Origin of the sequence: Micromonospora sp. DT231, assembly GCF_049847025.1 — a bacterium.
Classification (GTDB): domain Bacteria; phylum Actinomycetota; class Actinomycetes; order Mycobacteriales; family Micromonosporaceae; genus Micromonospora.
Map to the genome: position 1 here is coordinate 92,412 of NZ_JBNCNO010000004.1, position 26,548 is coordinate 118,959.

Sequence of the window (26,548 nt, forward strand, 5' to 3'; positions counted from 1 at the left end):
GCCGCCCGCCGACGGGAAATCGCGGTATCGGTTGCCTGGGGCCTGCCTTCTGGCGACACCGCATCTCGGCAGGGGCGGAGAACGTCGCACGGTTGATCTACGGTGTCCGCGTGCTTCCCCGAAACGAGAAGATTCTCGATCAGGTCCGTGCCGAGGCGCTGCGCCGCGACATCCCCGCCGCCGAGGTGGAGCGCTGGCTGGGGCTCGCCCGCCCGTCTGCGCTCCTGATGCAGCAGGGTGATGGGCCGGTCGTGGGCGTCGTCCGTGGGCCCGTGCTGCTTCCCGCCGACGCGAAGAACCCCACGTTCCCCCTGATCGCCACCATCGACTGCGCTGCCCTTCCGGCAGACGTGACCGACCTTCCGCTACCGGCCGACGGCCACCTGCTGCTGTTCGGTTGGCCCGAGGAGGACGGCTACGGCCAGGTGATGTACGTGCCGGCGGGCGTTGCCGTCGAGGAGCGGGAGCGGCATCCGCCGGGCTTCTCTCCGGACGACGAGGAGTGTGCCGAGGTCTACGCGGAGATCCCGGAGGGCGATCTGCACCTCACGGTCGACATCTCCCTGCCCTACGTCAAGACGATCCCAGGGCCGCCGTGGTCTCCGCCGTTACCGGGCGATCCTCCGTTCGAGGAGCTGACCAAGGTGTGGCAGGACGTCCTGGGCGACGTGCCGGGCGGCGCCTTCTCCTACGACGGCCACACGACGCCGCTGCTGCTGGGCGGCTACGGCACTGACTGCAACGGTTTCAACCCCGCCTGGTTGGGCGCCAACCGCTCGGGCAACGCCGGCGAGGACGGGCCAACCGACGCTGCTGACTGGGTGTTGCTGGCCGAGTTCCACGGCGGCAGACAGGGCGGCGCGAGCATCCACTGGGTGATCCAGCGTGCCGACCTGAGGGAACGGCGCTTCGACGAGGCCAGCGTCCTCGTCTACTGGAATCCGTGAGGCCGCTCGCTGACCGGGTACGCCCGATCCATGGGTAGCCACAAGCAGAACAAACACGACAGCGGCGGCGAATCGGCGCGAGGTCGGCGGCATCCGGGCAGCGGCGCTCCGGGCCGTCAGGGTTCGACCGTGGAGCACTCGCCTGACCAACGTCACCGCCGTACCGCGACCGGGTCCGCTGGCACCGAGCGCGACCTGGGTCGAGCCAAGGTCTCGGGCGATGGGCGGATCCAACGCCAGGGCGGATCGTGAGCTGACCGGTCAAGGGTGTTGCCGCCCCGTTTCCGCGGGGCGGCAACACCTGGCGACCTGTTGTTTACGCCGTGGCGCAGATGGCGTACGCCGTGTCGGACCAGTTGTTGGCGACGGCATCCTCCTCGTAGGCACCCGAGTCGACTGTCGTCGGGGCGGTGGCCACGCCGCCGTTGGGACGGAAGTCGTCCACGATGCCCTCACCCGTGACACCGTTCAGCTCGTAGCCGGCGCCGGTCAGCACCTTGCCGGCCGGGCAGCCCGCGACGACGCTGCGGAAGTCGAGTGAGGTGCTGGCACCAATCGTCGACGCGCGCACCAGGCCGGGCAGCGGGTTGGCGCAGATGGCGTACGCGGTGACGGACCAGTTCAGCGCTGTGGCGTCCGCCTCGTACGCGCCGGCGGTGACGGACGTTGGCGCGGTGGCCACGCCGCCGTTGGGGCGCAGGTCGTCGACGACGGCCTCACCGGTGGCGCCGTTCAGCTCGTAGCCGGTACCGGTCAGCACCTTGCTGCCCGGGCAGGTGGCCGTGGTGGAGTGGAAGTCGGCCGAGTCGCTGACGCTGACCGTGGAGACCCGCACCAGGCCGGGCAGCGGGTTGGCGCAGATCGCGTACGCCGTGACCGACCAGTTGCCAGCGAACGCCTCGGTCTCGTAGGCGCCCACGGTCACGGACGTCGGGGCGGTGGCCACGCCGCCGTTGGGGCGCAGGTCGTCGACGACGCCCTCGCCGGTGACGCCGTTCAGCTCGTAGCCGGTGCCGGTCAGCACCTTGGCGCCCGGGCAGGTGGCCGTGGCGCTGTGGAAGTCGGCCGAGCTGCTGACGCTCGTCGCGGCGATCCGGACCAAACCGGGGACCGCGGCGGACGCCGGGCTCGCCGGGACGAGCACCGCCCCGGTCGCGACGAGACCGAGCACGAGTACGAACGCTCGGGCTTGTGTGGTGGTACGCATGGTGTTTCTCCCGTCTGGGGCCCGACGGCGAGCGTGACGACGCCGACGTCGGGCCGTTCGTGGTGACGGGTTAACGGTAGGTAACTGCACCACCAGGCGTTATCTTCAAACCGACTACGTCGCGTAACGGACCGTCGGGCCTGCGATCCACCCCGGCAGCTCATATCCGCTGTCATGGATGTCACCGATTGCGATACGACGAGAGCGGAAGGTGACCCTTTATTACTTTTGGGTAGATGCGGGGGGAAGCTGCGAATAAATACCGCGTTCGCCCGAAAGTTGCGGTAGCTTGACGTTCGCGTTTACCGCGCATCCCTCACTCGGACGTGCCACCCCTGCCGTCCGCGTCCACTTTCACCACTTCGTGGAAGGTCCAACGGCGGACATGGGCGACGGTCCCGTTGACGAGTTCGAACGGTACATACAGGATGCGACGGTTTCGGTCGCGCTGCGGGAGTGGGCGGCCGGGCGTGATGCCACCGTCCGCCCTCCGTGCCATGCCACCCGACGTCGTGGGCGCAGCGGCGCGGAGCTGATCCCGGTCATCGTCCAGCGACGGGACGGCCGCGACGCCGAGCAGTTGTACGTCAAGGTGCTGCCGGCCGGGCAGGCGATCGAGGAAGCCGCCCGGCACGCGGCGGCCGTCGCCGTGGACGCCGGCTTCGCCGAGCGCCACCTGGTCGGCCAGCCGTACCCGCGATACCCGGTCGGCGACGGCCGGTACCTGATGTTCCAGGAGATCGCGCACGGCGCGGAGCTGGTCGTTCCGCTCGCCAAGGTCGGCGACGACCAGCTCAAGGACGCCTACCGCACGCTGCTCGACGGGGTGTGGAACTCCTGGCACCGCGCGGGGCGGCGGAGCGGCCGGACCAGCGTCGGCGAGTTCGTCCGCCGGGAGCTGGCCGACGCCGGCGCCACCTCCGAGGTGTACACGGTGGCGGGCGCGCTCGGCCTGCGTGACCTGGACGCCGACTGGCTGCTCGACCCGGCCACCAACACGGTGGTCCCCAACCCGCTCCGGTTCGGCGACGGCAGCTCACTGTTCCACGGCGATCCGCTCGACCAGCTCTGCGGGGTGTCCCACGGGGATCTGCACGGGGCTAACGCTCTCTTCCCGTCCTCCGGTGCGTGGTCGGTGCACGTCAAGAGGTTCTGCCTGGTGGACACCGACCGGTTCGCGGTCGACGCGCCGCTCACCCGGGACCTGGTCAGCCTCCTGTTGGACGCCGTCCTCGCCGAGTTGGCGGCCGGCACCCGCACCGTGCAGGCCGACGCCCTGCGTACCCTGCTTGTCGACCCGCGCGAACGCCCGTCGGACCGGCTGCCCCCGCTGCCCGCCAAGGTGATCAAGGCCAGCTACGCGGTCGGGTTGGCGGTCGCCAAGGACGGCAACTGGGGTGTGAACTGGCGGGCGCAGTACCTGCTCTCCCTGCTGAGTCAGGCGCTGATCTGCTGCACCTACGAGGACGCCGGCCGCGCCGGTCGGGCCTGGTACTTCCGGTTGGCCGCCCACGCGGCGCTCGCCTACCAGCGGGAGTTCCGCCCCGATGTCGTCCCACCTGCCGCTGCCGGCCTGGTCACCGTGCCGGTCGCCGTCGTGGACCCGCAGCCCGCGTTCCCGGGCAACGACCGGCCGGCCCGGTTCGACGCGGTGGGCGCGCAGCCGAGCCAGCAGAACCGGCCAGCCCCACTGGACCGGGCACACCTCGACCAGGCGCGGCGTCCGTCCACCCCGGACGCGCCGCCGTGGCGGTGGGGGGCGGTGGCGATCCCCCAGCGCCAGGTACCCGGTGGCTGGCACGGGACGGCGCCCGTCGGCGGCCGGCCCGGCCCGGCGACGGGGACGGCGGCCAGCGCCAGCGCCAGCAGCAGCGCGTCGGGGCGGCCTCCGGTCCGGGACGGGAACCGACGCGCGAACCGGTCGGTCCCCCGGCACCTCGTCGCCACCCGGACGAACGCCATTCCGCGGCCCCGCCGCCCCTCGGGCACGAACCCTCCGGCGCCGCCGACGCCCCCCGGCCGGATCAGCCGGCTGCCACCCAAGCTGCTGGCCGTCCTGGTGATCCTGCTCGGCGGCGGGGTGACGCTGACGTCGCTGGTGGCGGTCGGCGCTGCCACGGTCCGGGGGCGCGGGGAGACCCCGGTCGCACCGACGAGCGAGGCATCCCCGGGCACCGTGCCGTCGCCGAGCAACACCTCGGGGTACGCCGGCAGGGCACAGCGCCTCGCCGACCTCGCGCTGGCCGTCGCCGGGATCGCCCCGAGCACCGCCGACGGGGCGTACACCCTGTCCTGCCTGCGGGTCTGGGCTCCGGCGGACCTGGCGCCCGGGGTCGATCGGGACAGCTACCGCGACGAGCACCTGTGGTGGAGTCCCGCGCTGTCCGGTCGCCGGGTCGTCACCACCACCACGAAGGGTCGTCGGTCCGGCGCGCCCGCTTCGTTCCGGTACGGCCAGGGCGACCTGACCGAGGTGCCGCCGGTCCCCTCCGTGGACCCGTCGGAGCTGCGTCGCCAACTCGCCGCGCAACTGGGCGAGCTACCGCCGGAGCTGCGCACCGCCGCCGGGATGGTGAACGTGGTCAGTCGACTCTTCCGCTACCACCTGCTCAGCCCGGGTCAGATCTCGGCACTGCTGTTCGAGTTGGCGGCGACACCGGGCATCCAGGACCGGGGCGCGTACCCGGACTGGGGCGACCGACCCGGGCTGGCCTTCAGCGCCGACGCCCAGGACCGCCGGGAGACGGTGCAGTTCGACCCACACACCGGCGAGTTGCTCAGTCACGCGACGACCACGGTGACCGACAACCAGACCCTCGACTATGTGCTGTTCGTGCGCAAGGAGCGGGCCGACCGGACCACCGGGAACGGCTGCGCCTGACGTCACCCGCAGCGACGCTGCACGTAGTTCGGCCAGTTGCGATAGGGCGACGCGTCGCCGCGGACCCGGTTTCCCGCGCCGACGTCGAAGAGCCTGGTGTCGTAGTAGTAGAACGAGACCGAACCGCTCGTGAGGTTGTAGTGCGCCGACTCGACGCGGAACTGCCAGTACCAGGTGGCGAGGCTCTGCCGCCCACAGTCGGAGAGCCGACCCCGGGGATAACCGTAGTTGGGCCACTCGTAGAAGCAGTACCACCCCGACGGACAGTCGGCGACGGCGAGCGTCCCGATCGGCCTTCGCAGGGTCACGACGAACGCCCCACCGTCGTAACTGATCTCGTTGTCGTTGATCGCCTTACCGCCCGGGTGGGTTGCCAGATAATCGGCTATTTCCTGACTTCCCGACGAGGCAGCACCGGCCGGACCAGGCGTCGGAAAAACGATCAAAAACCAGCAGAGTACGGCCGCGAGCGCCGCGACAACGGGACGGGGAATGACCATTCGACACCTCGCGATGGATGGACCGCCCGCTCAGCGTATTGAGGGCACCAGATTGATCGCCAGCTCGAATAGGTGCAGAGTCCTGACAATGCGCTATTGGGACGCGCCGCACCACATCCCCCGCCAACACGTGAGACATCACATTGATCTGCATGCATTGCCGCTACCATTCGGCCATGCCTGCTCGCCGATTGACCGCCGCCGTCGCCCTCGCCGCGCTGGCGAGCCTGCTCGCCGTCGACACCGCCCGCGCCGACGGCCCGGCGATCAGCACCCCCGGCAGCCCCACGGTGGTGGTCAACCAACCACACCAGCTCACCCTCAGTTGGGCGCCCGCCACCTGGATCGGCGATCCGGCCGCCGAGCAGCCGATCACCTACGAGGTGCAGGTTCCGCTGGGTCCGCACACGTACCGCTGGCTCGGCACGTCGACCGACACCACGATCACGCTTACCGACCTGGCCCCCGGCACGACGTACCAGATCGCGGTTGCCGCCCGCGCGCTCGGCGGCTTCTCCGACCCCTCACCCGTCACCACCGTGCGCACCGCCACCGGCCGCGCGACGGTCAGCTACCTCAACCTCGACTGGTCCCCGACCAACAACCAGATCCAGCACACCCTGAACGTCACGAACACCGGCACCGGACCGCTCGACCTGAGCACCGCGCGGCTGCGCTACCACCTGCGCTTCGAGGGCGCCAACACCTCGCTGGTGCCCAACTGCGACTGGGCCGCCCTGGGCTGCGACCGGATCCGGCAGACCGTGCAGTTCTTCATCCCACCGGCCGGGCCGCCCCCGCTGACCACACCCACACCACCGGGCTACCCGATCCCGGGTACGCCGGTCTTCGGCTGGGTCGAGCTGACCGTCACCGACGGCACGCTGGAGCCGGGCGAGTCGACCGGGCCGATCCAACTACGGCATCACCGGCACAGTTGGAGCGACATCGACGAGCGCGACGACCCGAGCTGGCTCGCCGCCACCAGCCAGTGGACCGAGAACACCCGGATCACGCTCGACGTCGACGGCGTACGCGAGTTCGGCGACCCGAACAATTGACACGCTGTCGGATGACCTCTCCTGACTGTCGATTGTCACAGTCCTCGGTCTTGACCGATCACCCTACGATCCGCACATGCGGCGCGAGGAGATAGACGGAGTTACTGTCATCCAACGCAATCTGCCCGGCATGCTGGCCGCGTCACTGACGTTCGGCTGCGGTGGCCGCGACGACGAGATCGACTCCATCGGCCTCACTCATCTCGTGCAGCACCTGGTGGCCTGGACCGATGATCACGTCGCGGAAAACTTCGAGGACTACGACTGGATGAACGAGACGTCGTTCGTCGCAGGCGGTCCGCCCGACCAGGTCGTGGAGCATTTCGCCACCATCTGCTCGGCCATCAGTGCTCTGCCGCCGGAGGATCTGTCCGACGCCGTCGCAGGTCTCGATGCGGACAGCCGGAGCGTCACGAACATCGACGAGGGCGTGCTCGACCCCTGGGGAGCGCTGCTGTCGCGCCGGTTCGGGCCGCGCGGAGTTGGCCTGTCGCGCTGGCCGGCTGTGGACTACCGACTCTTCACGCCGGACGAGATCCGACGGCATGTCGCAGGGTTCTTCACAAGTGGCAACGCCGTCCTCACCCTGACCGGCGACGCACCTGAGGCGATGCGACTTCCGCTGCCCGCCGGCCCGCGAGTCACTCGCGGCACCGCACTCGCCAACCACCAGATCGGACCAATCTGGTACGCGGACGAGGTCCGCGGCGTCGCGCTGATGGTCAGCGTCGAGCCCAGCGCGGAAGCGGTCCTTCTGATGTGGGCGCTGCGGTCGCGGGTCGCCGAAGCAGTAGACCTGGCCGGGGTGGCCAGAGGTGCCGAATTTATGTGCGAGGTCGTCGACAGCACGCGGCACGAGCTCGGGTTGAGGGTCGAGCCGGAGTACGGCAGGAGGGGCAAGGATTTCGACGCCACCGCCGTGGCCGAGCTGATCTGGGACGAGCTGCAACGGCTCGTCTCTGACGGGATTGATCGAGTGGAGCTCGCCGACCTGGTGCCAACGCTGCGGATGCCCATGACGGGCGATGTCGAATGGACGCAGGCGATTCACGACCTCGAACCCTTGACCCACCGGGAGCTGCTCGGCACGGCTGAGATCTACGGCTCGGAAGCGCTCGCCGAGCTGGCCGGGATCACCCCGCAGGTGGCGCGGGACGTCGTGGCGAGCTGGCTCCCATCCGTCATGCTCGTCGTGCCGTACGGGACGAAACCCAACCTGCCTGGCGCCACCGCCGATTCCTGCCCCACCACCCGCTTCGTGCCGGCGGGCGAGGTGGTCAGGCCGCCGTTCGCCAAGCGATTCCGCAACAAGGGCTCGCTGGTCATCGGCATCGACGCGATCTCCACAGTCGATGGCGACGGCAATGTCCACACCGTTCCGCTGTCCCAGGCGCTCGTGGTCGAGCGGTTTGGCGTCATCCGGCTCGCCCACCTCGGCCACGGCTGCGTCACCACGATCTCGGACTTCACTGACGCCGTCGACAAGCTTCGGTCCATCCTGCCGCCCCGGCGTTTCCGTCAGGCCGCCATGCAGCTCAGCGCACGCCTCTAACCGGACGTCGACAGTCAGCAGGTGAAGCTGTCGGGCAGGTGGATGCGCTCGGCGGCCATGCCGATGGCGCGCAGCCGTGACCGGGCACCGGCCAGCATCGCGGGTGGGCCGCACAGGTAGATGTCCTGGCCGGGCCGGTGGTGGTCGAGGGCGATGGTCAGGGCGTCGCCCTGCTCGGCCGGCTCCGCGCAGGGATCGGCGGAGAACGCCGGCACGATCGTCAGCCAGTCGTGGGCGCATTGCAGCTTGTCGAGGGTGATCGCGTCGTAGAGGTCGGTGAAACTGCGGGCACCGACGACAAGCGTCACCCGTCTGCCGTCCGGTGCGGCGGCGACCTGCTCGACCAGGGCGCGCAGTGGTGCCAGTCCGGTGCCACCGGCGACGAGCAGTAGATCGTTCGCGCGCGACGGGTCGAGGCTCAGCCCGATGTCGCCGGGTGGGCCGAGCCAGAGCTGCTCGCCGGGGCGTACCTCGTGGACCAGGCGGTGGGAGACGATGCCGGCGGGTACGGCGCGGACGTGCAGCTCGACGGTGCCGTCGGCGCGCGGGGCGTTGGCCGGTGAGAGCCAGCGCCAACGCCCCGGCAGGCGCGGCGTGCACACCGGGACCGCCTGGCCTGGCTGGAAGGGCAGTCGCCGCCAGGGACGTACCGTCAGGATGGCGATGTCGGGCGACGGCCGCTCGTGGCCGATCACCTGGACGTGCCACCAGGCCCGGCCGCAGCCGACCCGCGCGGCGGACTGGCGGATGGCGTGCGTGGCGCGGCACAGGGCGCGCTCCGCGACGAGGGTGAGCCGTGGTGTCCACAGTGGGCGGGCGTGCCGGGCCACGGTGGCGAGCAGCGCGTCGCCGATGGTGGTGGAGTGCGGGAGCAGGTCGAAGTGACGGTACGCGCGGCCGAGCACGTTGAGCAGCGCGGATCGGCCCGCCGGGTCGTCGCCGCCGACAATGAGTTGGCCCAGCGCGGTGAAGAACAGTGGCGCGTCGCGGTGCCGGAGCAGGCCGGGTCGGCGGTCTTCGAGCGTGCACCAGAAGTCGCCGGCAGCCCGCACGTCGACCGACGCCCAGGCAGCGGCCAGGCTCGCGGGAGACGGATGGTCGTCGTCGATCAGGGTGGGCATGCCGGCTCCGAGACGTTGACGGATCGAGCGGCACCGGGGCGGGCGGGGACGGAGCTGCGCCGTTGAGGGCCGGCGCAACTCCGGGACAAGGCACCCGCCCCGGGCCATGCGTCGACTCTCGCGGCTGAGCAGGGACAACGGCATGCCGTGGTGATCGTCGGCAGCATGCGCGGCAGGTATGCGGTCGATGACGCGTCATCGCCGTCGGGCAGACTGCGGGCATGACGGAACGTCCGGTGCTGTATCTGGTCGTCTGCGCCGCGGGGCCGGCGGAACACATCGACGAGTTGGTCGACCTGCTGATCGCCGCCGGGTGGCGGGTGTGCATGATCGTCAGCCCGACCGCCGCGCCGTGGCTCGACCGTGAGGCGTTGCAGAACAAGACCGGTTATCTCGTACGCGTGGAGTGGCGCATGCCCGGCGACCCGGAGCCCCACCCGCCGGCGGATGTGGTGGTGGCCGCCCCGATCACGTTCAACACGGTGACGAAGTGGGCGCTCGGCATCAACGACACGCTGGCGCTCGGTGTCCTCAACGAGTCGCTGGGGGCGGGGCTGCCGATCCTCGCCTTCCCACACGTGAAGACGGAGTTGGCCGCCCATCCGGCGTACGCGGGTCACCTGGCGGTGCTGCGCGGCGCCGGTGTGATCGTCGCCAAGGGAAAGGTGCTCGACCCGATGGATGAGAAGGGTCGTTGGGTCATGGTCATCGAGGCGCTGCGGTTGCTTCGTCCAGCCTGAGCATCTGCTCCCTTGTTGGGCTGACCTTGAGATATGCGTCGTGTGTATACCAGCGCGCCACGCAGCGTGTTCAATGGCTAGGTTCGATGAGGCGAGACGGACGGAGCCGCCGGTGACCCACGCGAACTGCCCCCGGTGCGGCGGACGGCTGGCCCGGGACAACGACAGCGGCCGGTGTACGCCGTGCCAGGCCGCCGAACGGGACCGGTTGAGCGCGCCGCCGGTGGTGCCGGCGAGCTTCTGGGAGCACGAGCCGGTGCGACTTGCCCTGTTGGAGCGGCATCTCGGGCGGGTGATCCGGGCGTACCGCTGCCACCCGTACCACGGTCGGGTCGCGTTGCCGCAGAGCGTGGTGGCGGGGTGGCTGGGGATCACGCAGGCGCAGCTCAGTCGGGTGGAGAACGGCCCGCCGCTGGTGCACCTGGATCGACTGGCGCACTGGGCACAGCTTCTCGGGATACCCGCTTCCTGCCTCTGGTTCGGTCTTCCTGATCAGCCTTACCTCGCCGAAAACGGCGCAGCAGATGGCACGACAGACGATCTTTATGCCCACGACCAGGTAACTGAGCAGAGCGACCTGCCAGCCATGGCGGTTACCGTGGAGGGGGCAGCAACCGGAGGGGGTGGCGCTACGGACCGGCGACGTTTCAACGCAATGGCCGCGCTCGCGGGACTCGCCGCAGCCGGACACTCCTACCTGCTCCCGGAAGCCGCTGACCCGAGGAACATCGGCATGGAGCAGGTACGACTGGCCAGCTCGCTGGTCGAAGATCTCCGGCGAGCCGATGCGGCAGCCGGTGCCGACCAACTCTGTGACGTCGCCGTCCAGGCGCACGCCAGGCTCTCGGCCTGGGCCGCGAGAGCGACATACAGCCGAGAGGTCGGCGACGCACTCCAAAGCACCCTGGCTGACCTCGGCATCCAGGCGGCGTGGCTAGCCATCGATGCCTGTCGCAGGTCGCAGGCTAGGCCGTTTCTGAACGAGGCCATTGCCCGTGCCCGCATCGCAGATGACCCTCGCGTGGAAGTACGTGCGCTGACTCAGCTATCTCTGCTGCTCCGTGAGAGTCAGCCCGGTGAGTCGCTGCACTGCACCGAAGCCGCGCTGCGAGTCTCTGCTAGATGGGCGACACCTCGACTCACCACGCTGCTCCACCTTCGGCGGGCGCACACGTACGCCGTGCTGAGGGATGCGAGCGGCTTCAGTCGGGAGATGACCAAGGCTCGCCGCGAGCTGGAGCGTGGACCCCACGAGGACGATTTGGGCTTTGTCGACTTCGTGAACGCGCAAGAAGTGAACGGCATCCAGGGGCTTTCCTACCTCGCGATGGAGAGGCCCGACCGAGCCGCTCAGTCGTTCCGCGCCATCATCGCCAATCCGTCGCCGGGCCATCGACGCAACCAGGTCCTATACACGGTCGACCTCGCTGAGGCCGCGTACCAGCAAGGTGACACCAACGGGGCAGCACGCATAGCACTGGACGTCCTGCCGGCAGCCAGTCAGATGAACTCGGGGCGCATAAGCCGCCAGCTTGCGCACGTGCGCTCAAACCTAGCCGCGTTACGGCACCCGACCACGGCAACGCGGCAGTTCGTTCACGCCTACAACCGAGCGGTGAGTGTGTGATCGAGGGCCTGCAACTTCGCCATCACAGCGCCGAGGAGGCAGTGGAGATCCTCGATCAGCTTGTGGACCTTTTCTTGCAGGTCTACGCGGGTGGCGGCGATTTCTACAGCGAGGATCGCTACCGGCGTCAGCTCGACCTTCACATGCGGCGCGTTGGCTGGGAGTTGGTCACCGCCAGCGTCGACTGCGCTTTGGTCGGCTACATCTACGGCTTCCCGCTACCTCCGCAGACACGATGGTGGGAAGGCATCCACGAACCCGTGCCGCCCGGGTTCACCGAAGAGGACGGCAGCCGCACCTTCGCGCTCAGCGAGCTGCTGGTCCACCCCGCCTGGCGCCGCCGGGGCATCGCTGCCACGTTGCATGACGAGCTGATCGCTGCCCGAGGTGAGCCGCGAAGCACGCTCCTGGCTCGCCCCGACAATGCTGCCGCTCAATCGGCCTACCGCTCCTGGGGTTGGACCAAGGTGACCAAGCTTCAGCCGACCTGGGAGAACGCGCCGGTATTCGATGTCCTGGTCCGAACACCCGCCCACAACACCGCGGCCTTGGGCGGCAGAGTGGACAGGTGAGCAAAACGCGTGCCGCCCTAATCGTCATCGACATGCAGAACGGGTTCCTCAACGACCGCAGTCGAGGAGTCATCCCAAAGGTCGTCGAACTGGTCGAGCACTGGGAGGCGATCGGGCGGCTGGTCATGTTCACCCGCGCGGGGCACGTGGCGGTGCTGCGCGCCGCCGGCATTGTCGTGGCCGAGGGGATGCCACTTGACGCGGCCCACGCGTCCGGCCGTTGGGGCGTGGTCATCGAGGCGCTGCGGTTAGTTCGTCCAGCATGAGTGGGCGGTTCTCCGAGGCGGCGATGACGGCGGCTATGCGGCACATCGCCAGCACCCTGGGCGTTTCGGCCGACGGCGCACAATTGCTGCGACTGACCAACAATGCCGTCTTCGCGCTGCCCCGGGCCGGAATCGTCATCCGTATCGCACGGACCCATCAGCTTCAGGACAGGGTGCGGAAGGTGGTCCGGCTTGCGCGTTGGTTCGCCGAGATCGACGCCGCGACGATCCGTCTCGCGCGAGACGTCGAGCAGCCAATCGAAGTCGGGGATCTCGTCGCTTCGGTCTGGCAATACCTCCCGCCGCAACCACCTACCCTCACGGCGGAGGACCTTGGCACGGTCCTGCGTGAATTTCACGCACTCGGCGTGCCACCCTTCCCGCTGCCCATCTGGGACCCAATTGGCGACGCACGGCGAAGGCTGGCCGACGCCGACGGGCTCAGCAAGCCCGAGCGGGACTTCCTGGTCGACTGGTGTGACCGCCTGGAGCCACAAGTCACGACCCTCATCGAGGGTGGGACGCAGACGCTGATCCACGGGGACGCCCACGCAGGCAACCTGCTCAGAGATACGTCGGGTCGAACGGTCCTGTGTGACTTTGACGCGACATGCATCGGCCCCTGGCAGGTCGATCTAGCAGCGGTTGCGGTCGGCGAGGCAAGGTTCGGAGGAACAGGGGGACACCGCGCGTTGGCCACCACGTACGGCTTCGACGTCACCTCGGACCCGTCCTGGCCGCTTCTTCGGCAAGCACGGGAGTTGAAGATGATCGCAGCCGCGGTGCCGCTCCTGACGACCTCGACGGCCGTGGCTGCGGAATTCGTCAACCGCCTCAACTCAGTGCAGAAAGGGAGCCACGCCCAGCCCTGGCGGCCATTCGCCGACCTCGTCACGCCTCAGCCCGAGCGGAATTCTCCGATATCACCACCTGAGGGCGAAAACCTTTCCAGCACGTGCTGAGACGTGGCTGCCGCGAGCCTCAACGCCGTGCTCGTCGATGTCAGACCCAACTGGTACCAAGGATCACCATGGGGAAGGCACGAGTTTGATCATTATCGCGCAGGGCAACCTGCTGACCGCTGACGCCGTTGCCCTGGTCAACGCGGTCAACACCGTGGGTGTGATGGGCAAGGGGATCGCTCTCCAGTTCAAGCGCGCCTACCCGGCCAACTACGCCGCCTACCGGGCAGCATGCGCCGCCAAAGAGGTGAAGCTCGGTCAAATGTTTCTCTTTGATTCGGCTCGTCCAGGACCAGGCCGCTACGTGATCAACTTTCCGACGAAGGGCCACTGGCGTACCGGCTCGAAGGTGACAGACGTGCAGGCCGGGCTCAGCGACCTCGTCCGCGTTGTCCGCGCGCACGACATCTCCACGGTCGCGGTGCCGGCGCTGGGCTGCGGTAACGGCGGCCTCGACTGGGAGGACATCCGACCGTTGATAGAACGGGCCTTCGCTGCCCTCCCGCACGTACGGGTGCTGGTGTTCCCACCGGAGGGTGCGAACGACAGCCCGACGTCAGCTTCCACAGCGCGGCGAGCGGCAGTACAACCGCAGAGAGAGCTACCGTGCCGTGATGACGGATCTTGAGCGGGGCGTCTACGAGCACCTGATCACCCGTGAACTGTCCGACCGCCTCCGGCACGTCGACCCCGCCCTGGTCCAGCATCACAAGCTCGACCCCGCCGACGCCCACCACACCCTCGCCCGCCACCTCGCGACCCTGGCCGCCCGCGCCCTACAGTCCGTCCCCAACGGAGACGACAAGCTCCACCACCAGATCGAGATGGCGAACCAGATCGCCGACGCCATCGCCGCCCTCAGCCCGAAAGCGGCAACCGATCAGGACCAGGTGACCGACGCCAAGCACCTGCTCCACGCCATCGCCGCCCCGCCCACCCCACCTGCGGAGCCCACCTTCCCGCAGCGCCCCACCACTCCCCTCTCCACCGGCGCGCTGCTGGTCAACGGCCGTCACCAGCCGCGCATCGGCCACGAGGTCAACCACGAGATGGCCTCCGCCGAGAGCGTCGATCTGCTCTGCGCGTTCATCAAGTGGTACGGCCTGCGCATCGTCGAGCCGGCCATCCGCGAGCTGATCGCCCGTGGCGGCACGGTCCGCGTCATCACCACGACCTACCTCGGCGCGACCGATCAGCGAGCACTCGACCGGCTCAAAGAGCTCGGAGCCGAGATCAAGGTGTCGTACGAGACGAGGACGACAAGGCTGCACGCCAAGGCGTGGCTGTTCCGCCGGGCCAACGGCACCACCACCGCGTACGTCGGCTCGTCGAACCTGTCGAAGACCGCGCTGGTGGACGGCGTGGAGTGGAACGTCCGCATCTCGAACATCGAGCAGCCACACGTCATCGACACGTTCACGGCGACGTTCGAGGACTACTGGAACGACCCGGCGTTCGAGACGTACGACGCGACCAGGGACGCCGAGCGCCTACGGCACGCGTTGAGCGGGGAGCGCCGCGACCAGGCACCCACCGAGATCTCGAACCTGGACGTGCGCCCGTACCCGTACCAGGCCGAGATCCTGGCCGACCTGGACGCCGAGCGGCTGGTGCACGGGCGTTGGCGCAACCTGGTCGTGATGGCGACCGGCACCGGCAAGACAGTGGTCGCCGCGCTCGACTACCGCCGGCTACACAAGGCGGGCAGGGCAGACTCGCTGCTCTTCGTCGCTCATCAGGAGCAGATCCTGCGGCAGAGCCTGTCGACGTTCCGGCAGGTCATGGGCGACGGCAGCTTCGGCGAGACGCTCGTCGCGGGCGACAGGCCGAACGGCTGGAAGCACGTCTTCGCCTCCATCCAGTCGCTGCATCGGCGGGAGGTCGACCCCGAGGCGTACGACATGGTGATCGTCGACGAGTTCCACCACGCGGAAGCGCCGACGTACACGCGGTTGTTGGAGCGCCTGCGTCCCCGCGTACTCCTGGGGCTGACGGCGACCCCCGACCGGGCCGACGGCGGCGACGTGCGCCGGTGGTTCGACGGGCGCGCGGCCGTTGAGCTGCACCTGTGGGACGCGTTGGAGCGGCAGTTACTCGCGCCGTTCCAGTATTTCGGGCTGCACGACGACGTTGACCTGTCGCACGTCACCTGGAAACGCGGCCAGGGCTACGACCTGGGCGAACTCACCGTCCTCTACACCGCCGACCACGCCCGGGCACGGACGGTGCTGCGCGCGGTTCGCGAGAAGGTGGACGTCGGGCGGATGCGGGCGCTCGGGTTCTGCGTGAGCATCGGGCACGCGGAGTTCATGGCCGACTGGTTCCGGCAGCACGGCGTCGAGGCGGCGGCGGTGACGTCGGGAGTGGACCGTGCGACGCAGAAGGGGCTGTTGCGGGACTTCAAGGCCGGCAAGTTGCGGGTGCTCTTCACCGTCGACCTGTTCAACGAGGGCGTCGACCTGCCGATGGTCGACACGATCCTGATGTTGCGGCCCACCGAGAGCGCCACGATCTTCCTGCAACAGCTCGGCCGTGGCCTGCGCCTCGACGACGACAAGCCCTGCCTGACCGTGCTCGACTTCATCGGCGGGCAGCACGCCAACTTCCGCTTCGACAGGCGGTGGCGTGCCCTGACCGGGGTGAGCCGGCGGGCGATCACCGAAGCGGTCCGCGACGACTTCCCGAGCCTGCCGAGCGGTTGCCACATCGAACTGGACCGCGTGGCGAAGGAGAAGGTGCTCGCCAACCTGAAGAGCGCGCTGCCCACCTCGAAGGCAGGCCTGCTGTCCGAGCTGCGGCAACTCGGTGACGTCAGCCTGACGACGTTCCTGCACGAGACCGGCCTGGAGATCGAGGACGTGTACCGCTCGGCCAGCATCGGCGGCTGGACCGGTCTGCGGCGGCTCGCCGGCATCGACACGTCCGCGCCCGGCGAGGATGACCGGGAGTTGGGCCGGGCCATCGGTCGCATGCTGCACACCGACGACGTCGACCGGCTGGAGCTGCTGACCCGGGTCGCGGCCGGACCGCCCGCGCCAGGTCAGCAGGTGTACGACGGAAACGGCCGCCTGCTGGACATGCTGCACTTCAGCCTGTGGGGGCCAACCGCGCCACTGGCGACGCGGGACGAGCGGTTGACGCGGCTGTGGAAGGACCCGGCGCGCTGTGCCGAGGTGCGGCAGGTGGCCGAGGTGCTGCGGGACCGCATCCACCGGGTCACACCGACCGCCGCCCCGGGTGCGGTGCCGCTGCGGGTGCACGCCCGATACAGCCGCAACGAGGCGTGCGCCGCCTTCGGGGTGACCAACCCGGGCTCGCTGCGCGAGGGGGTGAAATGGCTGCCCGCCGCCCGAGCCGACCTGTTCTTCGTCACCCTGGTCAAGTCGGAGGCGCACTACTCCCCCACCACCATGTACGCCGACCGGGCCGTCACCGAGACGCTGTTCCAGTGGGAGTCGCAGAGCACCACCTCGGCGGCGTCGGCGACCGGGCAGCGTTACAGAACGGGCGGTTCGGCAGTGCACCTGTTCGTCCGGGAGACCCGGGTCCCCGACCGGGACCTGGGCGCTCCGGCGTACCTGTACGCCGGCACCATGACGTACGAGTCGCACACCGGCGACCGGCCCATGCGGATTCTCTGGCGGCTCCACCACGCCCTGCCCGCCGACGTCTACGCCACCGCCCGCACGATCGCCGCCTAGTGCTGCTCCTGGAGTGGGTCAGGGACAGCGGTGTCGAATTGACTCGCCTCCTGCTGGCGCAGCGTGACTAACTCGGTTGGTCGACGGCGCGGGCGTGTCGCCCGCCGGCCGGCCGCTCGTCCCCGTGGCCCGGCCACCACGCCTTGTGCCCGATCAGCGCGGTCAGCGCCGGGACGAAGAACATCGACATGACGAACGCCGACAGCACGATGCCGATCGCCACCGCGAAGCCCATCTGCTGAAGGAAGGAGATCGGCGCGAGCAGCAGCACCGCGAACGTGCCGGCCAGGATCAGTCCGGCTGCCGCGACGGTTGGGCCGGCGTGTTGCACACCGATGGCGGCGGCCTCGTGTGGTGCGTTGCCCTCCCGCGCTTCCTCGCGTAGTCGGGCGATCATCAGGATGTTGTAGTCGGTCCCGATCGCCACCACGAAGAGGTAGAGGATGATCGGCAACTGGAAGGTGACACCGGGCTCGCCCTGAAGCCCTTGGAAGAGGTAGACGGTCGCGCCCAGTGTGGCGGCGAAGTTGAGCAGCACCGCGATCACCAGATAGATCGGCGCGACCAGGCTGCGCAGGAGCAGCGCGAGGATGAGCGCGATCAGGCCGGCTGCGACCGGCAGGATCACCGACAGGTCGCGGTTGTTCGCCGAGTTGATGTCCGCGAAGATCGCGGTGGTCCCGCCCACCAGCGCCCGGGTGCCGGGCGGCGCCGACGCGTGCACGGCATCGCGCAGGTCCTCGCGGACGAGGGTGATCGCCTCGTTGGAGACCGGGTTCTCGTTGAGCAGCAGGTTGACCCGGGCCACACTCGGGTCGGTGCTGCGCTCCGGCGGCTGTGCCTGGCCCACACCCGGGGCTTTCGCTACGGCCGCCGCGAAGTCGTTGACCTGCTGCTCGGTCAGCTGCGACCCGTTACTGGTGGTCAGGTAGACCTCGGTGGGGGCGAGCGCACCGGCGGCGAACCCGCGCTGGAGGTCCTGCGCGGCCTTCGCCGACTCGGTGTCCTGCGGGAAGCCGGCGCTGAAGTCGTAGTCGGCCTTGTAGCTCAGCACGCCTGCGGCGAGCGCTACCAGGATGATGCCGGAGATCGCCGCGACGAGTGCCGGCCGGCGCCCGACGGTGCTGCCGAGCCGGTGCGAGATGGTGGCCTTGGGCGTACGCTGCCAGGCCTTCGACGGCCAGAAGACGTACCGGCCGAGCAGCGAGACGACCGCCGGGACGAGGGTGAGCGAGGTGACGAGCATGACGCCGACCGCGATCGCGAGCGCCGGGCCGAGCGAGCCGAAGAAGCCCAGGGAGGCGAGGAGCAGCACGAGGAACGCGACGATTACCGCTCCGGCGGCCGAGGTGATGACCTCGCCGACCCGCTGGACGGTGACGATCATCGCGGTGCGCTTGTCGTCGCCTGCGCGCAGCCGTTCCCGGTAGCGGAAGAGCAGGAACAGGATGTAGTCGGTGCCGATGCCGAACAGCACGATCAGCAGGATCGTCTGGAGGTCCTGACTGACACTGAGGTCGAATGCCTTGCCGGCGGCGGCGACGAGACCCGTCGTGATGCTCAGGACGACGCCGACGACCACCACGGGCAGCAGCGCGGCGATGGGGCTGCGGAAGATGACCAGGATCAGTCCGATGATCAGGATGATCGTCGCGATGCCGACCACGGCGAAGGCGTTGTTGAAGGTGTCCTCGTTGTCGACGAAGCTCGCCACGTCGCCGGCCACGCCCGCGGTCAGTCCACTGTTCGCCAACTCCGGGCCGATGTCCGCTCGCAGATCGCGGACGGCGTCGAGCAGCGTCGGGTCGTCGGGGGTGGGGGCGTCGAGCCCGACGTTGACGATCTGCACCGACCTGTCCGGTGCCACTGCTGGCGGACCGGTCTGGTAGCCGGACGTGTGCGGGATGTTCTTGGCCTTGAGCGCCTGGGCGAGCTTGCCCACCGTCGACTCGTCCGCCGGCGTCAGCTTCTGCCCGTCGGCGCGCTTGACCACGATGACCGCGGTCGCGGTGGCCTGCTGTGGAAACGCCTTCTGCCCGAGTTCGGTGGCCTGCACGGACTCGTACGAGCGGGGCAGGAAGCTTTCCTGATCCGCTGAGGTGATGTCGCTGAGCGATGGTGTGGTGAGGATGATGGCTGCCGCCACCACCACCCACCCGGCAATCACCCACCACGCTCTGCCCACAACGAATCTGCCCAGCCGCTCGAACATGGTTCCCCCCGTGCGTTCGACACCACAGTCGTCTGGGCCTGGAGCGCCCAGGGCGCGCACCCCATCACTCTTCCGGGCGGTCTTCGCTACCCGCTGTGCAGACTACAGTCGCCCGCCAATCCTTTTCGGATGCTTGGCCGTCGATGGTGGCGCGAGTTTCAAATGTCGGGACACCACGAGGATCGGCAGCCCAGGCAGCTACGTCCGGGCCGCGAGTGCGGCTTGCCGGCCTGAAGAGTGCCGGTCTGCGACAGCACGGCGTAGCCGCGAGGGAATTCCGGGGCCGGAGTTGCCCTACCGGCCAGGGCCGGCGGCCGAACTGGCCCGCGCTGTCGCTGGCGCGCTCATCGTTGCAGCGTCGCGGTGGCGTAGCCGTCCGGGTAGAACTGGTAGTAGTCGCGGTACCGGACCGTGAAGGTGGTGGTGCCGCGCGGCAGCGAGTAGGTGAGGGTGTATCTGCCGGTGGCGTCCAGCTTGTCGCGCCAGAACTCCCGCTCGCCCCCGCCGTTGGTCGACGCGGTGATCCACCAGTAGTTGTCGTCACCGATGGGCGAACTCCACGTCACGGTGAGCTGCGCGGTCTGCTTGTCCTTGCCGCCCCCGAGCTGGGCGGTGACGGCCAGGTCGGTGACCGGCGGCGTCGGCGGGTGCGCCGGCCCGAAGGAGTGCAGCAGCTGAGTTTCCTGGTAGGGATCGGTCGAGGTGACCGCCCAGGCCCGGGTGCCGTCCCGGTTCACCAGCAGCGTGCCCGCCCAGAGGTTGTCGTCGCTGCGGAAGTCGACGGCGTACGTCGGGACCGTGCTGCCCTTGGCGTAGAGGTAGACATCGGCGTCACCGGAGGCGGTCAAGGCGCGGCCGATGGCGACGGTCGAGCCGTCCCCGGACCAGGCGGCGTCCTTCGGATAGACGCCGCTCGGATAGACGTTGGCGTCGGCGAGATCCGGCAGCCGGTACGAGTGGTGCTCGTACGGGCTGCCCACCGTCTCCACCACTTCGGTGCCGTCCGGGCTCACGGCGTAGTCGATGAGGTTGCTGCCGGTGTAGTCCCGCTGTGCGACGATCGTCGGGCTGTCACCGGAGACATCGATGACATACGTGGTGACGGGCGAGTATCCGGTGTCGCCGGCGACGAGGAGACCGGGCGCGCCGGGGCTGGCGTCGATGATCGGATGGTAGTTGGGACCCGCGGTGTAGACCACCGGCGAGGTTCCGGGCGCGGACCAGACCAGCAGACCGCCGGAGCCGATACCGGCGTCGATGAACCCGCCGACGACCTTCTCGCCAGTCGGTTCGACCGTGTACAGGTGGGCGCCGACGGGTGCGGGATAGCTGGCGACGATGGTGAGCGTGGCGGCATCCAACGCGATGATCCGGTTGAAGCCCTGGGCCGCGTACAGGAAGCGTCCGTCGGCACTGAGGACGAGGTCGGAAATGTCAGCGACCGCGGTGACCCGGGACAGCAGGCGGCCGTCGAGATCGGTCACCACCAGCGGCAGTGCGGCACCAACCCCCTGTGCGATGTACAGGCGGCCGCGCGCTTCGTCGAGCTCGATCGCGCGCAGGTCGTCCACCGGCAGCTGGACGCCGACGCTCTTCAGCAAGGCTGGCTCGGCGGCGGCCGGGGCAGCTCTCAACAGCCCCTCAGCACTGAGCCCGATCGCCGCGAACACCCCGGACGCCAGCAGTTGGCGACGCCGCATGACACCTCCCCGTGTCGGCCAGCCGCATGCTGACGGCAAGGCGAGACTTTAGTACCGGGCTCCCTGCTGGCGCTGTCCCGCACCGCTCGGCCCGCCCTACCGCAGGCGTCCACGGTGGGCAGACGGGATGACCAACCCGGGCTCGCTGCGCGAGGGGGGTCACACCGGCGACCGGCCCATGCGCATCCTCTGGCAGCTCGACCATGCCCTGCCCGCCGACGTGTACGCCACCGCGCGGACGATCGCCGCTTAACCCTGCCCGATCAGGCGGCGTCCGCGTTCGGCGTGAACCTGACGTCGAGCCTCCTGTCCAGGGCGCGCGCGAGGCGTTCCAGGACCGGCAGAGTCGGCACGGTGCCACCTGCCTCGAAGCGGGCCACCGCGGACTGGGTCATGCCGGCGGCTCGCGCCAACTGGCTTTGGCTCCAACCATGCCCCTCCCGCAGGTGGCGCACCTCTTCACCAAGCTCGAAGGCGATCCGGGTGGCCTCGTAGGTTTCGGCCGCCCCCGGCTCCGCCATGCGGCGCTCACGCAGGTCATTCCAATCCAGGCGATCATTCATCGCTCTGCCCCCTCGTTCACGATGTGCCGCTCTGCCACGCACCGCTCGAACGCGCGTCGTAGAACGCCGCTCTGGCGAAGTCGGCCGTTGGCAATTCCTCCAGCCAGTCTCGAACCTCTGGTTCCAGCGCCGGCTAGCCCAACCCATAGCATCGATGCTATGGGTTGCGCGTTTGTCCGAGAGCTTCCTCTGGACGCGTGTCGCCAGTCGGCTTGGCGTCGACCTCTCGCCGAGACGCCAGGGCCCCTCTTGGCGACGGTGCCTGGAGGAATACGTCGTCGCGCCGCGCACCTCGACGCTGGGGTCGAGGTGCGCGGCGATCAACTGGTAGCTCCCGTTCCAGGCCGCAGGTTCACGGCCGAGAGCTGGTCACGGGCTGGTGCAGGTCGGTGAGGTGGTGGCTGGCGTGCCCGAGGCGAGGAAGCCGAAGCTCGTCGTGGCACCGGAGGCGAGCGAGCCGTTGTAGGAGACGTTGCGGACCGTCGCGGTGGCGCCGCTGCTGCTCAGGGTGCCGTTCCAGACCTGGTCGATGCGCTGGCCGTTGTTCAGTTCCCACCTGACGGTCCAGCCGTTGATGGCGGCGGTGCCGGCGGTCACTGTCACCTCACCCTGGAAGCCGCCGGACCACGTGTTGACGGTGCGGTAGGTCGCGGTGCAGGCGGCCCCGGAGGGTGGCGGCGTGGTCGGCGTACCCGTGGTGGGCGGTGCGGACGTGGGCGGCGCGGACGTGGGCGGCGCGGACGTGGGCGGCGCGGACGTGGGCGGGGCGGACGTGGGCGGTGCGGACGTGGGCGGTGCCGGCGGGCCGTCCGGCGGCACCAGGGGGCAGGTGGCGTTGTACCGCGAGACACCCGTGCTGTTCGCCAGGGGGCAGAGGAACTGGGTGTAGCGGGTGTCGTTGTCCAGGAACGTCTTGAGCCACGGGATCAGGAGTCGCATCTCGGTGGCGTTCGGCCTGGTGAACGAGAGGTGGTCGTTGCCGGCCAGTTCCGCCCAGGCGTGTTCCACGCCGGCGGGCAGCGTGTTGTAGATGCCCTGCACGTACGAGGGCGTGACAGTGCCGTCGTTCTGTCCCGACAGGAGCATGGTGGGGACCTGGGTGGTGGACATGTTCAGGTTGTTGCCGGGCGTACCGGGTGCGAGGCCGACCGCCGCCTTCAGGGTCGGCCTCCGGAGGGCGGCAAGGAGGGTGCCGGCTCCGCCCGCGGAGTGGCCCATGACGCCCAGCCGGTTGGCGTCGACCCGGTTGCGGATCGGGCTGGTGCGGGTGAGGTAGTCCAGTGCGGCGAGCAGTTGGGTGGCGCGGGCGTCGGCGCCGTCGGTGCGGCTGTTGGTTTCGATGCCGATCACCACGAACCCGAAGGACGCCAGCCAGGGGCCCATCCAGGCTTCCTCGTCGGCAAAGAGTGCGGAATAGCCGGGCACGATCGCGACCGCGCCCCAGGTGCCCTGGCTGGTGTCGGTCGGGTAGTAGACGTACCCGCCGTTGAAGCCGTTGCCAGCGGGCACCGTCGCCTGCGTGGTGGCGAACGGGCCGCGGGTGGCGGCGACGCTGGCCGGGGTCGGATCCGGACCCCGTTGGTACGGGCTGTCGGCGGCGGCCGCGGCCCGCGTCGTTGTCGCCATCGCCAGGCCGAGGACCACCGCGAGCGCGGCCGTCAGCCATCGTGTTGGCTGCTTCATCGCCGGCTCCACTGCTGGTTGGCCTGGCCGGTACAGGTCCAGAGGACGAGCTTCGTGCCGTTGGCGGTGCCCTGGTTGTACGGGTCCAGGCAGAGGCCGGACTGCACGCCGGTGATGGTGCCGTTCGCGTTGACGTTCCACTGCTGGTTCGTCCCGCCGTGGCAGTCGTAGATGGTGACCTGGGTGCCCGGCGCGGTGCTGTTGCCGGCGGCGTCGAGGCACTTGTTGCCGTAGACGGTGAGCGTCTTGCTGGACGTGTACGTCCACTGCTGGTTCGTGCCGCCGTGGCAGTCCCACAGGTTCAGCTGGGTGCTGTTCGTGGTGGAGTAGCCGGGGACGTCGACGCACCTGCCGGACCGGGTGCCCACGATCGCTGTGGTCTGTCCGCCGCCGCTGCCCGGGTTGCCGATGCTTCCGGGCACCGACTGCAGCGCGCTGTACCAGCGGGCGGCCATCTTGTCGTAGCCACCGGCGGTGGGGTGGACGCCGTCGATCAGGTCGGCGGTGGTGAGGGCGCTGTGCATGTCGACCAGGTGCACCCGCTTGCCGGCGCTGACCTTGCTCTGGACGATGCCGGGGATCGCCGCGTTGAAGGTGCGGTTGGCCGCCTCCTGGCCGCTGTTGGAGAGCGGGATGAGCTGCGCCACGAACACCTCGGCGGTGGGCGCGGTGGCGGTGATCTTGTCGATCAGGGTGGAGAGCCGGTTCGGCGCGGTGCTCACGTTGTAGTTCTGCAGGATGTCGTTGGTGCCGATATGCAGCAGGACGGTCTGCGGTCGTTGGGTGTTCAGCCAGCCGACGATGTTGGCGTCGATCTGGTCGATGCGCCAGCCGGGATGCCCCTGGTGGTCGTGGTCACCCAGGCTGGCCGGCCCGTTGAACTGCGATCCGACGAAGTCCACCGTGTACCGGCCGCTGGCGAGGCGCTGCCAGAGCCCGATGCGGTAACCGCCCGGCACCTGGGTGCCCTCGGTGATGGAGTCGCCGAGCGGCATCACCCGTACCCCGCCGTCGGATTCCGCGTTGGCCGGCCCGGTGGGTGTCACCACTCCGGCGATGACGACACCGAGCGCGGCGAGCGTTGCGAGCCATCGTGCCCTCGTTCGCATAGCTGTCTCCCTGGGTTGGTCGAGCTGGCCGAGGGCATGGGCCGGCCGGTGGGGCCGCCACGGGCGGCCGGCAACCGTCTGGGAACGGGGCCGGCCGGACCGAGCAGCCGCCGGCTGCCGGGTCCTTACCCGGCGGTCGCCGATCGTCACATCGGCATGGCGTTACTGCCTCAGCACTGGGACGAGTGTGAGCGCTAACAGAGAAGAGTGTAGATTCCTCGGATTGATCTGGTCTACCTCTGCCCGTACCGCGCCGGCCGGGTGATCGCGCGTTAGGTTACGAGGATGGAGCAGCGGATCAGTCTGATCACCCTCGGCGTCTCCGACCTGGCGCGCGCCAAAGCCTTCTACGAGCACCTCGGCTGGCGGGGCCAGGAGGTCGAGGAGACGGTCTTCTTCCAGGCCGGCGGCCTGGCCCTGGTGCTGTGGAGCCGGGACAAGCTGGCCGCCGACGCGGGCGTGCCCAACCCGGACACCGGCGGCTTCGGCGGCATGACCCTGGCCCAGAACGTCCGCTCCCGGGCGGAGGTCGACGAGGTGCTGGCCACCGCGGGCAAGGCCGGCGCCGAGCTGACCCAGCCGGCGCGGGAGACGTTCTACGGCGGCTACGCCGGCTACTTCGCCGACCCGGACGGTCACGTCTGGGAGATCGCCTGGAACCCCGGCTTCACCCTCGGCCCGGACGGCTCCCTCACCCTCCCCGACTTCGGCACCACGACCTGACCCGACCGCAGCAGCGTCGGCGACGACGACGGCCGAGCCGACCGCAGCAGCGTCGGCGACGACGACGGCCGAGCCGCGGGCACGAGACGGCAACGGCCCGGAATCACGGGCCGGTCGGCGAGCACAGCAGCCGGTCCACAAGCGGCAGCAGCGGGTCCAGGCACGCCGTCACCAGCGCGGGGTCGGGCGTCGTGGTCGGTGACGGTAAGCCCGGCCGGGCGGCCGTGGGCGGGTCGGTCGGCGTCGGAGTGGGCGTCGGCGTCGCGCTTGCCGACGGGGCGGGAGCGCCGGACGCCGCCGGCTCGGTGAACGGGATCGGAGCGGTGGTTGGCACCGGCTCGGTGAACGGCACCGCAGCGGTGGTGGGGATCGGAGCAGCCGCCACAGCGGCCGACGGGACCGGCGCGGCGGGCCGCGGCGGACCGGCCGCCGGAGGCCGTGCCGGCTCGGCCGGACCGGCGGCCGTGCGCGGGTTCGGCGGTGCCACCAGGACGGAAGGCGCTCGCAGCGAGGCGGTCACCGCGGCGTTCCGCACGGTCGGCTCGACCGTCGCGATGGTCGCCGCTTCCGCCCGTCGCAGAGGGCCGGCCTGCTGTGGCCCCACGGCGCCGGGGCCCAGCGTCGCGAACACCACGGCTGCGACGGCGGCAGCCCCCAGCGCCCGCCGGTCGAGGCGTACCGCCGTCCGGGGCGCGTCGTCGGGCGCCGCCACCACCGGAGGCGCGGGCCGGGCGTGCCGGTGGGCGGCCAGCAGGGCGTCGATCCGCGCGGTGACGGCGGCGCGATCCGCGGTGGCCGCGAGGGTGAGATAGAAGCGGAAGTTCACCACGGCGGTGGCCGGGACCAGCAGCCCGGAGAGTCTGGGCCGCGCAGACTCGGCGGATCCGCGACCGTGGTCGGGCAGCAGGGTGAGCGGCACGTCGGGGTGATGGGCGGGGCCGACCAGGTCCGCGTACCGCCACTCGCGTCGGTGCTCGCGGCCGGCGAAGGCCACGCGGTGGCTGGTCACGACGGCCATCCCGGTGTCGAGCACCCGCAGGCCCGCTGGCAGCGCCGCGTGAACGGTGTAGTCGAAGTCGCAGGCACCCGGGTTGGGTAGGCCGGGGACGTGCCGCGCCTCGGCCTCGACGAGCGTGGCGACGGGAACGACGCGGAAGACGAGTTCGTCGTGGTCGAGGTCGACCGGCAGGCCGGTGCGGGGCTGCGTACACCCGAGGAAGCCGGCAGCCTCGATGCGGAGCCGGGCCAGGTGGTCGTCGCGGCGCAGCCAGGCGTCGGTGGCGGCGCGGTACGCGCGCTGCCGGCGCTCGTTCTCGCGCTCGGCCCAGGCCAACCGCCAGGGGGCGCAGGCCACAGAGGTCACGGTCACACGCGGTACAACCGCTCACGTACGTGACAGGGAACGCGACCACGATCGATGC

The 26,548-nt window shown here is 69.7% G+C and carries 22 protein-coding genes; 13 read left to right on the plus strand and 9 right to left on the minus strand.

Annotated elements, in window-relative coordinates:
* Positions 1 to 110: 110 nt before the first annotated feature.
* Positions 111 to 947, plus strand: coding sequence for a hypothetical protein (locus ACPXBU_RS11880; RefSeq protein WP_425758072.1), 837 nt, complete (start codon positions 111 to 113; stop codon positions 945 to 947).
* Between the two features lie 316 nt (positions 948 to 1,263).
* On the opposite strand, the gene ACPXBU_RS11885 is transcribed toward ACPXBU_RS11880, so the two are convergent.
* On the minus strand, positions 1,264 to 2,154 hold the full coding sequence (locus tag ACPXBU_RS11885; RefSeq protein WP_425758073.1) for a hypothetical protein: 891 nt from the start codon (positions 2,152 to 2,154) through the stop codon (positions 1,264 to 1,266).
* A gap of 385 nt (positions 2,155 to 2,539) precedes the next feature.
* On the opposite strand from ACPXBU_RS11885, the gene ACPXBU_RS11890 reads away from it, so the two are divergent.
* Entirely contained in the window at positions 2,540 to 5,035 is a 2,496-nt protein-coding gene (locus tag ACPXBU_RS11890; protein ID WP_425758074.1) for a hypothetical protein, read from the plus strand.
* 2 nt (positions 5,036 to 5,037) lie between these two features.
* Here ACPXBU_RS11890 and ACPXBU_RS11895 read toward each other — a convergent pair whose 3' ends face one another.
* Complete coding sequence (locus ACPXBU_RS11895) at positions 5,038 to 5,535, minus strand: peptidase inhibitor family I36 protein (RefSeq protein ID WP_425758075.1); 498 nt, start codon at positions 5,533 to 5,535, stop codon at positions 5,038 to 5,040.
* A gap of 176 nt (positions 5,536 to 5,711) precedes the next feature.
* Between ACPXBU_RS11895 and ACPXBU_RS11900 the strand changes: the two genes are divergently transcribed.
* A complete protein-coding gene (locus ACPXBU_RS11900; protein WP_425758076.1) occupies positions 5,712 to 6,596 on the plus strand; it encodes a fibronectin type III domain-containing protein in 885 nt (294 codons plus the stop codon).
* Between the two features lie 76 nt (positions 6,597 to 6,672).
* Complete coding sequence (locus ACPXBU_RS11905; protein WP_425758077.1) at positions 6,673 to 8,148, plus strand: hypothetical protein; 1,476 nt, start codon at positions 6,673 to 6,675, stop codon at positions 8,146 to 8,148.
* 14 nt (positions 8,149 to 8,162) lie between these two features.
* On the opposite strand, the gene ACPXBU_RS11910 is transcribed toward ACPXBU_RS11905, so the two are convergent.
* The gene (locus ACPXBU_RS11910) at positions 8,163 to 9,269 is read right to left on the minus strand and encodes an FAD-binding oxidoreductase (protein WP_425758078.1); all 1,107 of its coding nucleotides are present in this window, start codon (positions 9,267 to 9,269) and stop codon (positions 8,163 to 8,165) included.
* A gap of 221 nt (positions 9,270 to 9,490) precedes the next feature.
* Here ACPXBU_RS11910 and ACPXBU_RS11915 point away from each other — a divergent pair, with 221 nt between their 5' ends.
* The 7 genes from ACPXBU_RS11915 (at position 9,491) to ACPXBU_RS11945 (ending at position 17,137) form a co-directional block, all read left to right on the plus strand.
* Complete coding sequence (locus tag ACPXBU_RS11915) at positions 9,491 to 10,009, plus strand: flavoprotein (RefSeq protein ID WP_425758079.1); 519 nt, start codon at positions 9,491 to 9,493, stop codon at positions 10,007 to 10,009.
* A gap of 112 nt (positions 10,010 to 10,121) precedes the next feature.
* The gene (locus tag ACPXBU_RS11920) at positions 10,122 to 11,636 is read left to right on the plus strand and encodes a helix-turn-helix domain-containing protein (RefSeq protein WP_425758080.1); all 1,515 of its coding nucleotides are present in this window, start codon (positions 10,122 to 10,124) and stop codon (positions 11,634 to 11,636) included.
* Entirely contained in the window at positions 11,633 to 12,208 is a 576-nt protein-coding gene (locus ACPXBU_RS11925; RefSeq protein WP_425758081.1) for a GNAT family N-acetyltransferase, read from the plus strand. The genes ACPXBU_RS11920 and ACPXBU_RS11925 overlap by 4 nt, the downstream gene beginning before the upstream one ends.
* A complete protein-coding gene (locus tag ACPXBU_RS11930; RefSeq protein WP_425758082.1) occupies positions 12,205 to 12,474 on the plus strand; it encodes a hypothetical protein in 270 nt (89 codons plus the stop codon). The genes ACPXBU_RS11925 and ACPXBU_RS11930 overlap by 4 nt, the downstream gene beginning before the upstream one ends.
* On the plus strand, positions 12,471 to 13,436 hold the full coding sequence (locus ACPXBU_RS11935) for an aminoglycoside phosphotransferase family protein (RefSeq protein ID WP_425758083.1): 966 nt from the start codon (positions 12,471 to 12,473) through the stop codon (positions 13,434 to 13,436). Before ACPXBU_RS11930 ends, ACPXBU_RS11935 begins: the two co-directional genes overlap by 4 nt.
* An 85-nt stretch (positions 13,437 to 13,521) precedes the next feature.
* Positions 13,522 to 14,064 carry a macro domain-containing protein gene (locus tag ACPXBU_RS11940; RefSeq protein ID WP_425758084.1) on the plus strand — a complete coding sequence of 181 codons (543 nt, stop codon included), beginning with the start codon at positions 13,522 to 13,524 and terminating at the stop codon, positions 14,062 to 14,064.
* Positions 14,051 to 17,137, plus strand: a complete 3,087-nt coding sequence (locus tag ACPXBU_RS11945) for a DUF3427 domain-containing protein (protein WP_425758085.1) — start codon at positions 14,051 to 14,053, stop codon at positions 17,135 to 17,137. Before ACPXBU_RS11940 ends, ACPXBU_RS11945 begins: the two co-directional genes overlap by 14 nt.
* Before the next feature lie 67 nt (positions 17,138 to 17,204).
* Here ACPXBU_RS11945 and ACPXBU_RS11950 read toward each other — a convergent pair whose 3' ends face one another.
* On the minus strand, positions 17,205 to 19,304 hold the full coding sequence (locus tag ACPXBU_RS11950) for an MMPL family transporter (RefSeq protein WP_425758086.1): 2,100 nt from the start codon (positions 19,302 to 19,304) through the stop codon (positions 17,205 to 17,207).
* Between the two features lie 389 nt (positions 19,305 to 19,693).
* Positions 19,694 to 21,049 carry a hypothetical protein gene (locus ACPXBU_RS11955; protein WP_425758087.1) on the minus strand — a complete coding sequence of 452 codons (1,356 nt, stop codon included), beginning with the start codon at positions 21,047 to 21,049 and terminating at the stop codon, positions 19,694 to 19,696.
* A gap of 127 nt (positions 21,050 to 21,176) precedes the next feature.
* On the opposite strand from ACPXBU_RS11955, the gene ACPXBU_RS11960 reads away from it, so the two are divergent.
* Complete coding sequence (locus tag ACPXBU_RS11960; RefSeq protein ID WP_425758088.1) at positions 21,177 to 21,302, plus strand: hypothetical protein; 126 nt, start codon at positions 21,177 to 21,179, stop codon at positions 21,300 to 21,302.
* A 10-nt stretch (positions 21,303 to 21,312) separates the two neighbouring features.
* On the opposite strand, the gene ACPXBU_RS11965 is transcribed toward ACPXBU_RS11960, so the two are convergent.
* The 3 genes from ACPXBU_RS11965 to ACPXBU_RS11975 form a co-directional block, all read right to left on the minus strand.
* Complete coding sequence (locus ACPXBU_RS11965; RefSeq protein ID WP_357071943.1) at positions 21,313 to 21,612, minus strand: helix-turn-helix domain-containing protein; 300 nt, start codon at positions 21,610 to 21,612, stop codon at positions 21,313 to 21,315.
* Positions 21,613 to 21,981: 369 nt separating this feature from the next.
* A complete protein-coding gene (locus tag ACPXBU_RS11970; RefSeq protein ID WP_425758089.1) occupies positions 21,982 to 23,295 on the minus strand; it encodes a cellulose binding domain-containing protein in 1,314 nt (437 codons plus the stop codon).
* Positions 23,292 to 24,404 carry an RICIN domain-containing protein gene (locus tag ACPXBU_RS11975; protein ID WP_425758090.1) on the minus strand — a complete coding sequence of 371 codons (1,113 nt, stop codon included), beginning with the start codon at positions 24,402 to 24,404 and terminating at the stop codon, positions 23,292 to 23,294. Before ACPXBU_RS11975 ends, ACPXBU_RS11970 begins: the two co-directional genes overlap by 4 nt.
* A 285-nt stretch (positions 24,405 to 24,689) precedes the next feature.
* On the opposite strand from ACPXBU_RS11975, the gene ACPXBU_RS11980 reads away from it, so the two are divergent.
* On the plus strand, positions 24,690 to 25,127 hold the full coding sequence (locus ACPXBU_RS11980; RefSeq protein ID WP_425758091.1) for a VOC family protein: 438 nt from the start codon (positions 24,690 to 24,692) through the stop codon (positions 25,125 to 25,127).
* 103 nt (positions 25,128 to 25,230) lie between these two features.
* On the opposite strand, the gene ACPXBU_RS11985 is transcribed toward ACPXBU_RS11980, so the two are convergent.
* Positions 25,231 to 26,490, minus strand: a complete 1,260-nt coding sequence (locus tag ACPXBU_RS11985) for a hypothetical protein (protein ID WP_425758092.1) — start codon at positions 26,488 to 26,490, stop codon at positions 25,231 to 25,233.
* Positions 26,491 to 26,548 lie beyond the last annotated feature (58 nt).

Excerpts from the sequence above, each read along its gene's own strand:
- ACPXBU_RS11955 (WP_425758087.1), bottom strand. The coding sequence starts at position 21,049 with ATGCGGCGTCGCCAACTGCTGGCGTCCGGGGTGTTCGCGGCGATCGGG.
- ACPXBU_RS11960 (WP_425758088.1), top strand. The coding sequence starts at position 21,177 with ATGACCAACCCGGGCTCGCTGCGCGAGGGGGGTCACACCGGCGACCGG.
- ACPXBU_RS11935 (WP_425758083.1), top strand. The coding sequence starts at position 12,471 with ATGAGTGGGCGGTTCTCCGAGGCGGCGATGACGGCGGCTATGCGGCAC.
- ACPXBU_RS11895 (WP_425758075.1), bottom strand. The coding sequence starts at position 5,535 with ATGGTCATTCCCCGTCCCGTTGTCGCGGCGCTCGCGGCCGTACTCTGC.
- ACPXBU_RS11915 (WP_425758079.1), top strand. The coding sequence starts at position 9,491 with ATGACGGAACGTCCGGTGCTGTATCTGGTCGTCTGCGCCGCGGGGCCG.
- ACPXBU_RS11900 (WP_425758076.1), top strand. The coding sequence starts at position 5,712 with ATGCCTGCTCGCCGATTGACCGCCGCCGTCGCCCTCGCCGCGCTGGCG.
- ACPXBU_RS11970 (WP_425758089.1), bottom strand. The coding sequence starts at position 23,295 with ATGAAGCAGCCAACACGATGGCTGACGGCCGCGCTCGCGGTGGTCCTC.
- ACPXBU_RS11890 (WP_425758074.1), top strand. The coding sequence starts at position 2,540 with ATGGGCGACGGTCCCGTTGACGAGTTCGAACGGTACATACAGGATGCG.
- ACPXBU_RS11965 (WP_357071943.1), bottom strand. The coding sequence starts at position 21,612 with ATGAATGATCGCCTGGATTGGAATGACCTGCGTGAGCGCCGCATGGCG.
- ACPXBU_RS11975 (WP_425758090.1), bottom strand. The coding sequence starts at position 24,404 with ATGCGAACGAGGGCACGATGGCTCGCAACGCTCGCCGCGCTCGGTGTC.
- ACPXBU_RS11980 (WP_425758091.1), top strand. The coding sequence starts at position 24,690 with ATGGAGCAGCGGATCAGTCTGATCACCCTCGGCGTCTCCGACCTGGCG.
- ACPXBU_RS11910 (WP_425758078.1), bottom strand. The coding sequence starts at position 9,269 with ATGCCCACCCTGATCGACGACGACCATCCGTCTCCCGCGAGCCTGGCC.
- ACPXBU_RS11885 (WP_425758073.1), bottom strand. The coding sequence starts at position 2,154 with ATGCGTACCACCACACAAGCCCGAGCGTTCGTACTCGTGCTCGGTCTC.
- ACPXBU_RS11905 (WP_425758077.1), top strand. The coding sequence starts at position 6,673 with ATGCGGCGCGAGGAGATAGACGGAGTTACTGTCATCCAACGCAATCTG.
- ACPXBU_RS11945 (WP_425758085.1), top strand. The coding sequence starts at position 14,051 with ATGACGGATCTTGAGCGGGGCGTCTACGAGCACCTGATCACCCGTGAA.